This window comes from Kribbella sp. NBC_01245, assembly GCF_036226525.1.
In the GTDB taxonomy this organism is placed as follows: domain Bacteria; phylum Actinomycetota; class Actinomycetes; order Propionibacteriales; family Kribbellaceae; genus Kribbella.
Genome location: NZ_CP108487.1, coordinates 1,389,282 through 1,403,057 on the forward strand (window position 1 = coordinate 1,389,282; position 13,776 = coordinate 1,403,057).

Genomic DNA, 13,776 nt, shown 5'->3' on the forward strand with positions numbered 1-13,776 from the left:
GTCAAGCGCCCAGCAGGCTCTGGCCGCAGACGCGGACGACGTTGCCGTTGACCCCGGCCGAGGCCGGATCCGCCAGCCAGGCAATGGTTTCCGCCACGTCGACCGGTTGACCGCCTTGCTGCAGCGAGTTCATCCGGCGACCGGCTTCTCGGATCATCAGCGGCACCTTTGCGGTCATCTGGGTCTCGATGAACCCGGGTGCGACCGCGTTGATCCGGATCCGCGGCGCGAGCGCCTGGACCAGCCCGATCACGCCTGCCTTGGAGGTGGCGTAGTTGGTCTGACCGTTGTTGCCGGCGATACCGCTGATGGACGCGACACCGACGATGGTCGCGCCGTCGCGCAGCACGCCCGAGTCGAGCAGATGCGCGGTGATGCGCTCGGGGGCGCGCAGGTTGACGTCGAGCACGGCATCCCAGACTTCGGTGCGCATGTTCGCGAGGCGCTTGTCGCGGGTGATGCCGGCGTTGTGTACGACGATGTCGAGGCCGCCGTGGTGCTCGGAAGCGTGGGCCGCGATCCGCTGCGGGGCGTCGACCGCGGTCACGTCGATCAGGAGCTCGCTGCCGCCGATGCCCGAGATCACCCGGCGCAGCTCGTTGGCCAACTGCGGCACGTCCGCGCCGATGACGGTCGCGCCGTCACGGGCAAGCGTCTTCGCGATCGCCTCGCCAATACCCCGGGCCGCTCCGGTAACGAGTGCCACCTTGCCGGCCAGCGGCGCCGCCGGGTCGTTGCCCCCGGCAACCGAGGCGGTGCCGACCCGGACGACCTGTGCGTCGACGTACGCCGATTTGGGGGAGAGGAAGAACCTCAGCGTGGAGTCGAGCTGGTGATGCGCGTCCGGCGCGACGTACACGAGATTGACCGTGGCGCCGCGCTTGACCTCTTTACCGAGAGAGCGCGTGAATCCCTCGAGCGCGCGCTGGGCGATCTGCTGCTCGGGGGTGTCGGCCAGCTCCGGCGTACGCCCGACGACGATGACGCGCCCGGCCGCCGCGAGCTGGCGGATGACGGGGGAGAAGAACCGCTGCAGCGAGGTCAAGTCCGCCGTGGACGCGACGCCGGTCGCATCGAAGACGAGCGCCTTCGGCCGGAGCTCGCTGGAGGCCACGCCCTCGGCCACCGTGCTGAACGAGGCGCCGATCTCGCGCAACAGCTCCTGGATCTCCTTGCCAGTATCAGTGTCGCCGACACCGCCGACGATGACCGGTCCGTCGATCACCGGCGAACCCTCGCGCCAGCGCGGCAACGGGGTCGGGTCCGGGAGGCCGAGGTTCTTGACCAGGGTCTGGCCGAACGGCGTACGCGTGAAGTTCTGGTAGCGATCAGTCATCTCTGGCTCCTGCTCACTTCTCGAGAATGGCGACGACGCCCTGGCCACCGGCTGCGCAGATCGAGATCAGGCCGCGACCGCCGCCGTTCTCGTCGAGCTGCTTGGCCAGTGCGGCGACGATTCGCCCACCGGTCGCGGCGAACGGGTGGCCCGCGGCCAGCGAGCTGCCGTTCACGTTCAGCTTGGCGCGGTCGATCTCGCCCAGCGGGGCATCCAGACCGAGGCGCTCCTTGCAGAAGATCGGGTCCTCCCAGGCCTTCAGCGTGGCCAGCACCTGCGCCGCGAAAGCCTCGTGGATCTCGTAATAGTCGAAGTCCTGCAGCGTCAGCCCGGCCCGCGCCAGCATCTTCGGTACGGCATACGCAGGCGCCATCAGCAGGCCCTCGGCACCCTTCACGTAGTTGACCGCGGCCGTCTGCGAGTGCGTCAGGTACGCCAGCGGTCGCAGCCCGTGCGCCTCGGCCCACTCGTCCGTCGACAGCAGCACGGTCGACGCGCCATCGGTCAACGGCGTCGAGTTGCCCGCGGTCATCGTGGCCGTCTCGCCCTTGCCGAAGGCGGGCTTGAGCTTGGCCAGCTTCTCCACAGTGGTGTCGGGACGCATGTTCTGGTCTTTTTCGAGACCGAGGTAAGGCGTGATGAGGTCGTCTTGGAAACCACGCTCGTACGACGCGGCGAGGTTGACGTGCGAGCGGTAGGCCAGCTCGTCCTGCGCCTCCCGGGTGATACCCCACTCGAGCGCGGTCAGGGCGGTGTGATCGCCCATAGACTTCCCGGTCCGCGGCTCGGCGTTGCGCGGGACCTCCGGCACGATGTCGCGCGGGCGCAACTTGGTCAGCACCTTGAGCCGAGCTTGCGCGGTTTTGGCGCGATTGAGGTCGAGCAGCACCTCGCGGAGGTGGTCGTTGACGGCGATCGGCGCGTCGGACGCGGTGTCGACACCACCCGCCACACCCGAGTCGATCTGGCCGAGGGCGATCTTGTTGCCGACGAGGATCGCCGCCTCGAGACCCGTGCCGCAGGCCTGCTGGATGTCGTACGCCGGGGTGGTGGCGGCCAGTCGCGAGCCGAGCACGACCTCGCGAACCATGTTCCAGTCGCGGTTGTGCTTGAGCACGGCTCCGGCCACAACCTCACCGAGCTCCTCGCCGGCCAGCCCGGTCCGCTCGATCAGGCCGTCGAGGGCCGCGCCGAGCATGTCGGAGTTGGAGGCGTGCGCGTAATTCTTGTCCTGCCGCGCGAACGGGATGCGATTCCCCGCGACGACGGCAACCTTGCGGATCTCGGTCACGTGCTCTCTCCTGCGGCTCGGCTGTTTCGGGTCTTACTTGTCGCGGTCTTGCGTGGCTTGGTGCTGGCCTTTTGGCTCGGCTTCTGGTTCAGCTTTTGTTGTAAGGCGAGCTGGCCGACAGCGGTGGCGAGGGTGGCAGTGATCGCGGTCGCCCGCACAGTGGCGATATCGGCATGATGCACGACCGGATGGCCGGGAGTATCGCCCGACACGATCAGACCCATCCTGGCCATATGCATCGCGCCGAGCGTCTGCGTGTAGAGGTGGTTCGCCAGGTAGTCGGCGTCGACCGACTCGAACACCCCAGCCGCCTGCCCGGCCCGCAGCACGGTCGCGATCCGGCCGAGTGCCGTGGCCATCGCCGTACCGAGTTTGAGCATCACGTGCTCGGTGATCTCGCCGAACAACTCCTCGCCCGTACGTCGGAGCAAACTCATTGCGCAGTCAGCGAAAGCGGGATACTCCAGGCAGAAGTCGACGAACACTTCGGACAGCGCGCGCAACCGGTTCAGCGCCGTACGCCGTGAGTTGTCGATGCCGACCATGCGCTCGTCGAGCTGGCCGAGGTAATCCACCAGGGTGAGCGCGAAAAGCTCTTCCTTACCGGCGAAATGGCGGTAGATCAGGGCCTTGTTGATGCCGACCTTCTTCGCGATGTCGTCGATCTGGGCGTCGATTGCGCCGCGGGTGTCGAACAGCTCCCGGGTGGCCGCGATGATCTCCCGCTCCCGGTCGCGACGGCGCTCCGCCGTGGTCCGGCGGCGTCCGATCGCGAGCAACGCGGAGCTCATGCACCGATCTTAGTCACACCACTGGCTCCAAGTGCAAACGGTAGTTACACTCGTGGGTAACATCACTGTTGTACCCCTGCAGCTGTTCCCTGCTTGTTCCGGAGGATCCCCTGATGACCGTGACGGACGCGAAGAGCACCGTGCCGCCTGCCCTGTCGGCTGACGTGATGACGCTGGCCGGCGAGTTGGCCGCCGAGCGCTCCAAGCCCGAGTGGCGGAAGTTCTCGCTCGAGCTGAACGACGAGCAGAAGGAGATCCAGGCCTGGGCGCACGAGTTCGCCGCGTCGGTGATCCGGCCGGCCGCCTCAGAGTGGGACGAGAAAGAGGCCACGCCCTGGCCGGTGATCCAGGAGGCCGCCAAGATCGGCCTCTACGGGCTCGATGCGAACATCAACCTCTTCATCGACCCGTCAGGCCTGCTGATGCCGCTCGTGCAGGAGGAGCTCTTCTGGGGTGACGCCGGCATCGGCATGTCATTGATGGGCACGGGTCTCGCCAGCTCTGCGATCTTCTCCAACGGGACGCCCGAGCAGTGGAGCGAGTGGCTGCCGCGTTGTTACGGCACGCTCGACGACGTCAAGGTAGCGGCGTTCTGTTCGTCCGAGCCGGGTGCCGGTTCCGACGTGTCCGCGATCCGCACGCGCGCGACGTACGACGAGAAGACCGACGAGTGGGTCATCAACGGGCAAAAGGCCTGGGCGACCAACGGCGGCATCGCCGACATCCACGTCGTCGTGGCGAGCGTTGACCCGACTCTCGGCAGCAAGGGCCAGGTCGCGTTCGTCGTACCGAAGTCCGAGGTCAAGGGCCTCGAGATGGGTACCAAGCTTAAGAAGCACGGGCTGCGGGCTTCGCACACCGCGGACGTCTTCTTCGACAACGTGCGCATTCCGGGGAAGAACGTGCTCGGCGGCAAGGAGAAGCTCGACGCGCGACTGGCGAAGGCGCGCGAGGGCGGTTCGTCGCGGGGCAACGCGTCGATGGCGACGTTCGAGATGACGCGGCACATCGTGGGTGCGCAGGCTGTCGGTATCGCGCGCGCGGCGTACGAGTTCGCGCTGGACTACGCGAAGGGGCGCGAGCAGTTCGGCCGGCCGATCATCGACAACCAGGGGATCGCGTTCAAACTCGCCGACATGGCGATGGAGATCGACGCGGCCCGTCTGCTGGTGTGGCGCGCCGCCTTCATGTCGGCGGCCCTGATGCGCGGCGAACAGCCCGACTACCGCAACGGCGAAGGCTCAATGGCCAAACTCAAGGCCGGCGAGGTCGCCGTCAAGGTCACCGAAGAGGCCATCCAAATCCTCGGCGGCAACGGCTACACCCGCGAATACCCCGTCGAACGCATGCACCGCGACTCCAAGATCTACACCATCTTCGAAGGCACCTCCGAAATCCAGCGCCTCGTAATCTCCCGCGCCATCTCGGGGATGCGCCTCCGCTGACGTTTCCGCAGGTCAGAGGTTGATTCCAGGCCCTCCGGCAGACAGGCCGCCATCCGGCTCCCACGTGGTAGTGGGGGAGCGGACGGCGGCCTGCTCCGTCACTGCTCCGTGAGACTTCAGAGAGAAGAGACGGGCCAGCCTGGAGTCCACAGCCTTCCGCGCCCGCTCATGCGAGGAAGGCAACATGTGGGTGTAGAGCCGGAGCGTGAAACCGGGGTCGCCGTGACCGAGATACTCAGCCAACTCCTTAATGTTGACCCCGTCAGCCAGGGTGATGCTCGCGTAGTAGTGCCGCTTTGGCAGTATGGCGATCGCGCCCGGATCAAAGCGCTCTGCACTAGCTTGTTCTGCCGTCTACAACGCAGAGTGCTAGGGGTACTCCTCCAAGAGTCCGGCTGACGCCCGCTCGCGGAGTCTGTCCGTGGTCGTCCGAGCCCACCGGACCAATTCTTCCGGCTCGCCGACGAGGCGATTCAGGAAAGTCTCGATCTCCGCATCGAGCGTTGGGGATTCGCCGCGCCAGTAGCTGACGAACACCGATGCGATCAGCGCATCTGCTACGGCTGCATCGTCAGGGAACTGAGTGATCAGGAAACGTGCCACCGGCCCGATCTTCCCGCCGCCCAGGCTGATAAGGGAGGCCACTACGGTGGCCCTCGCGCTGTCGCTGTCGATCCAGCCGGCGGCCGTCGCTACGTCCGCGGCTTCGCCCAGCTGACGTTCCGCCGCGTCGCGGAGCCGAGTTGAACCGGCCGCGATGCTGTCCATGATGCGTCGCCAGATGTCCGGATGCGAGGCGGCGCAACTGCTCAGCAGGTTCGGCTCATTGAGGTCGCGAGTCCGGACGCGGTACCGACCGGACTCGATCAGGCCGATGACTGCGTCGATGAGGACGTCTGGCTGGGTGGTCAGTTGGCGCCGCGCGAGACGGTCCCAGTCCCATTCCTCCTGACGCAGCTGGGGGTAGTGCGACCGCTGGGCCACCAGAACCGCGACCAGAGGGTCAATGGCATCGATCCATGGCGGACGGCGGTACAGGAGGAATGATACGGAGTCGACAACCGCGTTGTAGTCGTCCTGGGTTCGAATCCGCTGCGACCAGTCGGCGACGAGATGGCGGAGGTCGGCCTCATCCAGCTCCCATCGACCAAACGCCAGGGTGGGTGCGCTGCTTGCCGCTGACAGGTCAGTGGCCAGCGTCAGAACGCGCGCCCATGCGGCGTCGCTCCGCGGGCCGCGCACCGAGATCCGCACCTGGCTGTGGCTGTCCATGCCAGCCCCTGCGCCTTTGTCGAGGAACCGGTCGAACGTGCCAGGCTGCGCTGCCTCGACTACCTCGAGATATCCGACCAGCCCCGCTTGGTCGTCCGGGGCGATCCGAGCTAGCGCGGTCTCGATGGCGGCGTCCTCAGCAGCGATGTCTCCTAGTACGTGTCCGATCTCGTACGAGGCTGGAGGTAGCTGCTCCAGGATCTCCAGGAGGAGGCCGACGCGGCGCGCCTCGTCCACCTCGTCGAGTGCAGCTCTGATTCGTTGCTGAAGTTCCTGTTCGTCCCGAAGTTCCCAACGGCTGACCTCGGCCAAGAACCGCACAGTGGCCTCGGGGCTCGCCGGGGGGAGAGATTTTGCAATTGTGTTCAGATCCTCGACAATCTTTCCGTCCTGGTCATCGTCGTAGAGGCCTTGTAGTTCCAGGATCTTCGCGCGCACTGGACCCAACTGCTCCTCCGGAAGTCGTGCCAGTGCGGGCGCGAGGTCGGACTGGAGGATGGGGAAGCCCAGAAGCGGATGGACCGCGTCGGCCAGACCCGACGCGGCAGCCTCGGCGACGCCGGTATCAGTATCGGTCGCCAGTGCGCTCAGGACACGGATCGCGCTCGCCTTGTAGTCCCAAGCATCGCCCCAGGTGGCCGGGAGCCCGCGGCTCTCGATGGCCATCCGGCCCTGCGCTCGCAGCGATCCGAACGCCAGCTCATCCGGGGCGACGGCGCGAACTGCCGCTGCGACTGCCAAACAACGTTCTCGGACATCGGATGACGACTGGAGTTGCTGCAAATAGCCCTGTCGCACGGCCGGTGTCGCAGCGGTCGCCGGCAGGATCGTGCCGAACAGGCCGACGAAGCGGTCCCTTGGGGAAGGCTGCACATCGGAGTGGGGCACCGGGAGCGTACGCGCGATCCGCAGCAGCAGATTGGCCGCTCGGACAAAAGTCGCAGATCCCCAGGCGAGTCGCTCCAGCGCGTACTCCGCACCACTCCAGGAATCCATGAGCTTAGCAAGGTGCTCATCGGCGGTGGCCTCGAGCACCTTCTCGAGCCGTTCGCAGATCTCGTCGGGTGCCAGGACGGCCAGATGCGAGAGCAACAGGTCGGTGGCTCCGGGCTGATCCGGGCCGATGGTGCCAAGTCGGCCGTCCGGCCCGAGCACGTTCCGGACCGCCTTCTGGCCGGCCTCGAAGGCGCCGAGTTCGGCGGCTCGCTGAAACAGACCGGCCAAAACGGGCTCACTCGCCGAGGGCAACAGCCGGTCAAGGATCCGGTCCTGCAGAACGTCCCAGCAGTAACGAGCCAGGTGCGTGGCCAGGGGCTGCGGATTGACGCTGACCGAGGAGCCTTCACGCGTGAGCATTCCCAGATCGCTCAGTTGACGGATTGCCATGCGAAAGCTGGTCACTGGGATGTCAAGGGCGGCGGCGAGCTCGTCCAGCTGCTCTGTCGATCCAGGTTGGTGCTCGACTCGCGGAAGGAGTGCGATTGCGGCACAGGCGACCAGATCGGCCGCTCCGGTGGGCAGGCCGTCGGTGATGTAGGTGTTGATGATCTGCGGGGTGATCAGGTCATCGGCAGTGGCCTCGGGACGCTGGGTGAGTGCATCCGCAAGGATCTGAGCGAGGCGCGGGTTGCCGGCGCAGTTGTCGACGATGAACCCGACCTTCTCCTGAGACAGACCCGCTTGCTCGGACTTGATCAGCTTGGTCAGCGCTTCGTCCTCGAGCTGCTCGGCCATGAGCGGCGTACGACGGCCCTGGTACACGGTCGGTTGGCCGATGGTGATCAGCTTTACGGGTGACTGCACGCGGACAAAGCCGGCGAGCGCCTCGTGCTCCAGTGCCGAACACCCGTCGACGACCAGAACGCAGGTCCGCTCCTGCGTCTGCAACTGGCTCAGCAGACCTTCTGGAAGCTGGTCGTAGGCACCGACGTAGGCGACGACATCGGCATACGAGTGGTTCCGGAGGGCCTCCAGGACCGCCCGGGTCTTGCCGATTCCACTTACGCCTTCGATCCGGAGGTCGGGATAGTCCGTGCTCGTGACGAAGTGATCAACGACGCGCGCCAGTTCGTCTCGTGATGCCGAGGCATGCCATTCCGCTCGTAGCCGGTCGAGCTCAGCCCACTGAGCGAGCGGAATCGCGACGTTTCCGATTCCCCCGAGGAGGCGTGAGACAGCCACCGCCGGGTGCTGCTCGGCCCAGTCTGCGAGATCGCTCGCCTGCAGTACTTCGAACATACCCGGGAGGACCTTGATGCCCAGACTCGCGGCTGCTGCCTCGAGCGCTTCGCGTCGACGCGTCACCTTGTCGTCGGTCAGGTCAGCACCCAGCACCAGTCGGTAGGAGGCGCCGTTCCGGACTGCTTCGAGCGCCGCAGACGGCGACTTCTTCTTCAACCTGAGCAGCTCCTCCTTGCAGTCTGCTGGTTCCAGATCGCCGGCCTTGAACTGGAACTTGCTGTCGCCAAGTGGGAAGTACCGTGTTTTCGCCGCGCCTTTGATGCCGGCGTCGATGCCGCCGTCGCCGATGTTCTCCGCGTTCGTCGTGGTGACCTGCCCGCCGTCCATCTGAGCAGCCGCGGCTTCGGCGCGCAGTAGGGCGTTGACGAACGGCACGAAGTTCTTGCCCAGCGACGTGATCTGCTCCGAAGACACCGAGAACGGTCCGAACGCACGATCAGCCACACAACACCTCCAACTCACCTGGAACCGCCCACCCAGGACGGCACACTCACATTACCTGGGCTGTGCCACCCAACCCGGCGCGGACACGATCGTCGTAGACCAAGTGCCCCGGGCGAGAGAATGGAGGTCGAGGTGTGCACAAGTACCGTCGGTGTTCCGTTGCTGTGCGCATCGATGTACAGGTGTCCCGGGTCGGAACCCCGCGGGCCGGCTCCGGGATGGCGATCGACTTCGGACAGCCGGTGAGGTTATCGGGGGACGAGGTCGACACTGTCCGGGATGTCATCGACGAGTTGATTCCCACGTGCGGTGCGGAAGTAGTCCGAGGACCTGCGCTGACGGGATCCGCCTCGGAATCCCATGAGTTCAGATGCTATCCGCTGGGCTCGAGGGAGTCAGTCGTCGTCCGGCTCGTCGGAATGTTCCGCGACGTACTCCCAGAACGCTTCATGGTCCCACTCTGCGGGCACGAGTTCGGGCGTCGGCCCAACGGTGAGAGAGCCGAGGTATTCGCTGATCTCGATGAGCCGCAGTAGGTACTCATAGGTGTGCTTCATCAGGTCGGCGTCGGTTGACCAGACGCCGAATTCTGCGTGTTGGCGAGCGTTGTGAGTCCAGTTCGCCGAGCCGAGCCAGACCCGGTGCGGGTGGAAACGCTGGATGTCACCGCTGAAATCCTCGTCATTCTCGTAGTACGTCGTCACGCCGAGGATCAGCAGCTTCGCGTGCAGTTGAGGTAGTAGACGATTGGACTCATTCCTGCTCCACCCGGCGACCCGCACGGGTCCGAGCAGGACCGGATCGGGCATCCCGCCGTACGGGTGGATCACATGTGGCCTGCCCCGTTCATCCGGCAAGGAGATCTCTTCGAATCCGTCCAGATAGGCGCTGGAAATCGGTGTGCCGATGTTGTCGAGAATCCGGACGGCGCGATCCGTCTGCTGTCGTTTGTCGACGACAATGCAACACGCTCCGAGTTTGCCGAGGGCGTTCGCCACGTCCCGGTCGGAAAAGTAGGGCACGCATCCGATAGCCGCGGGGGTGGGCTCAAGCCGCCGCCAGTAGTCGTTGGTCGACGACCCCCGGTGGTCGTCGACCCCACGCACCAAGTCATCGACGACACCGGGACCGAAGATGGCGCTGTCCTTTGTGGCCCCACGCCACGGCAGCGGTCCCAGCGACGGAAACCTCGATTCGGCAGCAGTCATCGGCTCAGGCTACTCAAGGTCGACGTTCGCCCGCGGGCGGGCTCGATCTCTACCAACGCTCGACAACAATGGCCGCGACGATCACGGCGCGCAGGGAACGCTGACACCGCTCGGTCGCTCGCATGATCGGTCGGCAAGGTTGTCATGAGCACTGTCGCGCTGGAGTTCATTCAGACAACTTCGACAGTGAACAGGCAAGCGATGTCGATCCGCGCGCCGATCTGGCCGGTCGGGAGGTCGCACGCCCGTCATAGCGGACGTGGATCTGGTGGGTCAGAGGCTGATTCTAGGCTCTCCGGCAGATAGGTCGACATCCGGATCCCACGAGATTGTGGGGGAGCGGGCGGCGGCCTGCTCCGTCGCTGTTCTGTGAGGCTTCAGAGTGAAGAGACGGGCCAGCCTGGAGTCCACAGCCTTCCGCGCCCGCTCATGCGAGGAAGGCAGCATGTGGGTGTAGAGCCGGAGCGTGAAACCGGGGTCGCCGTGACCGAGATACTCAGCCAACTCTTTGATGTTGACCCCGTCAGCCAGCGTGATGCTCGCGTAATAGTGCCGCAGTGCGTGCATCCCGTTCGCTCGGCTGGAGAAGTACTGCTTCCGCCCTCGGGCGTCCCTCGACGGCTCACGTATGACCCCGGCATGAAACAGAGCCGGCTTCCACACCAGTTCGTCGTACGTCCGAGCCCGGATGTGCTTGTCATCGGTCCAACGGAAGAGAAGCTTGACGGTATGCGGTGCGCCGTCGACCTTCTCCCACGGCAGCGTGTACGCCCGCGGCGCGGTGGCATCGATGTGCTCTTTGAGGATCAAGGCCGTCCCGTCAGACATCGGGACCGTCCGCTCGGTGTCGTTCTTCGGCAGCGCGAACACGAACTCCCTCCCGAGCTTCTTCACCTGTCGCCGCACATGGATGACCATCTCGTCGAAGTCGACGTCCTCTACCGCGAGCCCGAAGATCTCACCTTGCCTCAGACCGCACGCCGCACCAACGGACGCGATCGGCCTGTACCGCGGCGGGTGCCCCTCTGCGATCCGCAGTACGACGTCATCGCCCCAAGCGACGACTTTCCCACCCTTCGGCGAAGGCACCTTGACCACTCGCGCCTTCGCCGGATTGCGCTTGATCGTCTCGTCATCGACTGCCAAGGCGAGCGTCCCGTGCAACACCAGGTACGCCGTACGCGCGGTTGACGATCCGAACCGCGCATCCAGGTCAGCGACCCAGGCGGCGATCTCCGAAGGCTTGATAGTCCTCAGTTGCCGCCGCCCAAACACCGGATTCACGTGCAACCGAAGCGCCGACTCGTACTTGATCGCGCTCGACGGATCAACCACCCGGGACGCCAACCACCGCCCCGCAACCTCCTCAAACCGAACCTTCCCAGCCTCCGGATCGATGTACTCACCACGCTCCCGATCCGTCTCCATTGCATTCGCATGCCGCTCAGCTGGCACCTTGGTGCTGAATGCCTTCGTCCGTTCGTTGCCGCTGGGATCAATCCACCCGGCCAACCACCTCTTGCCACGCCCCCACCGCGCAGTTCGCACTCGTACGGTAGATCCGTCGTCTTGCTTCACTGGCCGAGTCCATTGATCCTTCACGTACGCCATCGCTCGCCAAACCCTTCGGTGGACTATCAGATTCGCGAGGCTCAACGCATGGGGAAGGGGCCAGGCTGTGCGCGGGCGTAGCGAGCAGTGGGCACTGCGGGCTGGTCCAAATGCACGGTTCGCTGATCAGTACGCTGCGTCTCAGCGCAGTCTCAAGCTCGCTCCGAGTGCGAATCGGATGTCGGAGCACGGCGAGTGCCCGAGATACGGCACGAGAAGCAGTGACCGCCGAACACCCCTTGTCGGGTCGAGTAGCTAGCTCGCGCGGCGGCCGTCCAATTCGTCTGCGTGTTGGGAAATCAGTTCCGATTCATCCCGTGCGTGCGGCTGTCGAGCGCGAGCTTCCAGAACGACTCGCGCTTGAGTATCGTCTCGGCCTTCGTCTTCGGGTCGAAGATCTCGAGGATGGAGTACTGGAAGTTGCCGACGATGTGCTCGCCACCGAGGTCGACCCGCATCCGCTCCAGCTCCCTGTTGCCGCCGGTGAGGTTGCGCAGGTGCGCGTAGCCGGCCCACCTCTGCCAAAGCCCGTTGGCCTCGCCTGAAGCCGATCCCACGTACAGCCGGCCGCTGCTGAGGTCCGTGATGACGTAGACGCCCTTCACGCTCGAGAGCGCGTCCTTCCAGCTCGGCTCGTCGTTGGCGATGATGCGTTGGAGCTCGTGGTGCTTGAGCCTGACGTTCTGGTAGCCCGGAAACGTGCCGAGCTTGGTGTCGGGAGCCAGCTCGTGCACCTCGGGGTTGAGCTTGCTGTCCTGCAGCGTCTCATACCAACGCAGATAGAGGTCACGGCCGACCGGCCTCTCCAGCTTGATGATGAGCCGCTTGATGTACTCCGAGTGCTGGGGGAGAGGGATCAGCGCGTACCCCGGGCCGCCGATGAGCTCGGGCACGACCGGCGTGACCCGGAAGAAGCCGCCGAAGATGAAGTATTGGGGTCCGTAGGGGTAGTACTGCGCGAAGCTCAGCAGGTATCGGGCGCGGCCGAGGTTGTTGTTCTGATGCCGCTCCCGATGGCGGTTCATGTCCAGCCAGTCCTCGGGGTCGTCGGCGAGGAGCAGGTCCCACGCCTCCGCGCCGCCCACCCCGGCCCGGATGTTGAACTTGACCTTGGTCAGCCCTGGCTCCGGCACCGTCATGAAGTCCGTGAACCTGATCAACGCTGCTCCCTCGTTCTTCCGACCTCGTGTTCTCACGCTCGCGTCGAAGGCCGCCCGAGGTACCCCGGAGTCAACCTACGCGGAGTCGACTCGGTACGGCTGATGGGTGCTCTCGACCCAGTTTGGCCCCCACAAGTAGACCGGCGCCGGAGACTTCTGGTGGCAGTCCTCTTGGACGACCATTCTGTCGCCTACGCCCGCTTGAGTTGCGATAGCAGCATGTACCCCTCGTGACGATGTCCTCGCCAGTCAGCCTTTCGGGAGACAGCGCAAGATCGGCCGAGAACGCAGAGAGGTCGCCACGGTTGAGATCGCGCCTGATCTCGATCGCCTCGCGGTTTGCGTCGAGCGCGTCTGTTCCCTGCCGGAGCTCGGCGTAGATGTTGCTCTGGTTGGTCAGCGCCGAGGCGAGCTCGTTCAGGTAGGCGACCGGATGCTTGCGGGCCCAAACTGCTTCCTGCATGCCGTCGGCGTCAACGGCTGACGTCGCCGGCCGCGATGCCTTCCAGCACCTTGACCGCGACGCCGCGCTGGATCAGGTCGTCAGCACGATGAGGCCTTCGAGCAGGTTCCGGCCGAGCCGGTCGACCTCCTGCACGGTCGGCATATCGCCGACACTCTAAGACCGGTACTCGCTCCGTAGACTGCTGGCTATGTCTGGCTATTTGCAGGTCTCAACGACGACGGGGACTCGGGACGAGGGCGTTGAGCTCGCTGCCTCGGCGGTGAAGGCCGGGCTTGCAGCGAGTGCGCAGGTTCAGGGCCCAGCGGTGTCAGTTTTCTGGCATCAGGGCGAGTACGGAGAGTCGGAAGAGTGGCAGGTGACTCTGAAGACGTCTGACTCGCGGTACGCAGACCTGGAAACGCATCTGCGTCGAGCGCACAGTTGGGACAATCCGGAGATCTCGGCCGTCAGGTTGGAAGCCGGGTCAGCAGACTACCTAGCTTGGATCGACCGTACGACGAGCGTCTAGCCG

9 protein-coding genes are annotated in these 13,776 nt (G+C 65.3%); 2 read left to right on the forward strand and 7 right to left on the reverse strand.

From position 1 onward, the window contains the following. Position 1: 1 nt before the first annotated feature. The 3 genes from OG394_RS06010 to OG394_RS06020 are packed head-to-tail and all read right to left on the reverse strand — an operon-like array spanning position 2 to position 3,418. The gene (locus OG394_RS06010; protein WP_328993910.1) at positions 2–1,336 is read right to left on the reverse strand and encodes a 3-oxoacyl-ACP reductase; all 1,335 of its coding nucleotides are present in this window, start codon (positions 1,334–1,336) and stop codon (positions 2–4) included. Between the two features lie 13 nt (positions 1,337–1,349). Continuing rightward, entirely contained in the window at positions 1,350–2,627 is a 1,278-nt protein-coding gene (locus OG394_RS06015; RefSeq protein WP_328993911.1) for an acetyl-CoA C-acetyltransferase, read from the reverse strand. Continuing rightward, entirely contained in the window at positions 2,624–3,418 is a 795-nt protein-coding gene (locus tag OG394_RS06020; protein ID WP_328993912.1) for a TetR/AcrR family transcriptional regulator, read from the reverse strand. Before OG394_RS06020 ends, OG394_RS06015 begins: the two co-directional genes overlap by 4 nt. Positions 3,419–3,531: 113 nt before the next feature. Between OG394_RS06020 and OG394_RS06025 the strand changes: the two genes are divergently transcribed. Then, entirely contained in the window at positions 3,532–4,863 is a 1,332-nt protein-coding gene (locus OG394_RS06025) for an acyl-CoA dehydrogenase family protein (protein WP_328993913.1), read from the forward strand. Positions 4,864–5,232: 369 nt separating this feature from the next. On the opposite strand, the gene OG394_RS06030 is transcribed toward OG394_RS06025, so the two are convergent. The 4 genes from OG394_RS06030 to OG394_RS06045 form a co-directional block, all read right to left on the reverse strand. Next, entirely contained in the window at positions 5,233–8,820 is a 3,588-nt protein-coding gene (locus OG394_RS06030; protein ID WP_328993914.1) for a hypothetical protein, read from the reverse strand. 395 nt (positions 8,821–9,215) lie between these two features. Next, positions 9,216–10,028, reverse strand: coding sequence for a hypothetical protein (locus tag OG394_RS06035; protein ID WP_328993915.1), 813 nt, complete (start codon positions 10,026–10,028; stop codon positions 9,216–9,218). A gap of 273 nt (positions 10,029–10,301) precedes the next feature. Beyond that, the gene (locus tag OG394_RS06040) at positions 10,302–11,456 is read right to left on the reverse strand and encodes a tyrosine-type recombinase/integrase (protein ID WP_328993916.1); all 1,155 of its coding nucleotides are present in this window, start codon (positions 11,454–11,456) and stop codon (positions 10,302–10,304) included. A gap of 482 nt (positions 11,457–11,938) precedes the next feature. Then, positions 11,939–12,799: a GIY-YIG nuclease family protein gene (locus tag OG394_RS06045; RefSeq protein WP_328993917.1), complete on the reverse strand. Its 861-nt coding sequence runs from the start codon at positions 12,797–12,799 to the stop codon at positions 11,939–11,941. 653 nt (positions 12,800–13,452) lie between these two features. On the opposite strand from OG394_RS06045, the gene cutA reads away from it, so the two are divergent. Then, positions 13,453–13,773, forward strand: coding sequence for a divalent-cation tolerance protein CutA (gene cutA, locus OG394_RS06050; RefSeq protein ID WP_328993918.1), 321 nt, complete (start codon positions 13,453–13,455; stop codon positions 13,771–13,773). Positions 13,774–13,776 lie beyond the last annotated feature (3 nt).

What these genes read in the sequence shown, in the direction of transcription:
- OG394_RS06010 (WP_328993910.1), bottom strand. Translation starts at nt 1,336, where the DNA reads ATGACTGATCGCTACCAGAACTTCACGCGTACGCCGTTCGGCCAGACC.
- OG394_RS06020 (WP_328993912.1), bottom strand. Translation starts at nt 3,418, where the DNA reads ATGAGCTCCGCGTTGCTCGCGATCGGACGCCGCCGGACCACGGCGGAG.
- OG394_RS06025 (WP_328993913.1), top strand. Translation starts at nt 3,532, where the DNA reads ATGACCGTGACGGACGCGAAGAGCACCGTGCCGCCTGCCCTGTCGGCT.
- OG394_RS06035 (WP_328993915.1), bottom strand. Translation starts at nt 10,028, where the DNA reads ATGACTGCTGCCGAATCGAGGTTTCCGTCGCTGGGACCGCTGCCGTGG.
- OG394_RS06040 (WP_328993916.1), bottom strand. Translation starts at nt 11,456, where the DNA reads ATGGAGACGGATCGGGAGCGTGGTGAGTACATCGATCCGGAGGCTGGG.
- cutA (WP_328993918.1), top strand. Translation starts at nt 13,453, where the DNA reads ATGTCTGGCTATTTGCAGGTCTCAACGACGACGGGGACTCGGGACGAG.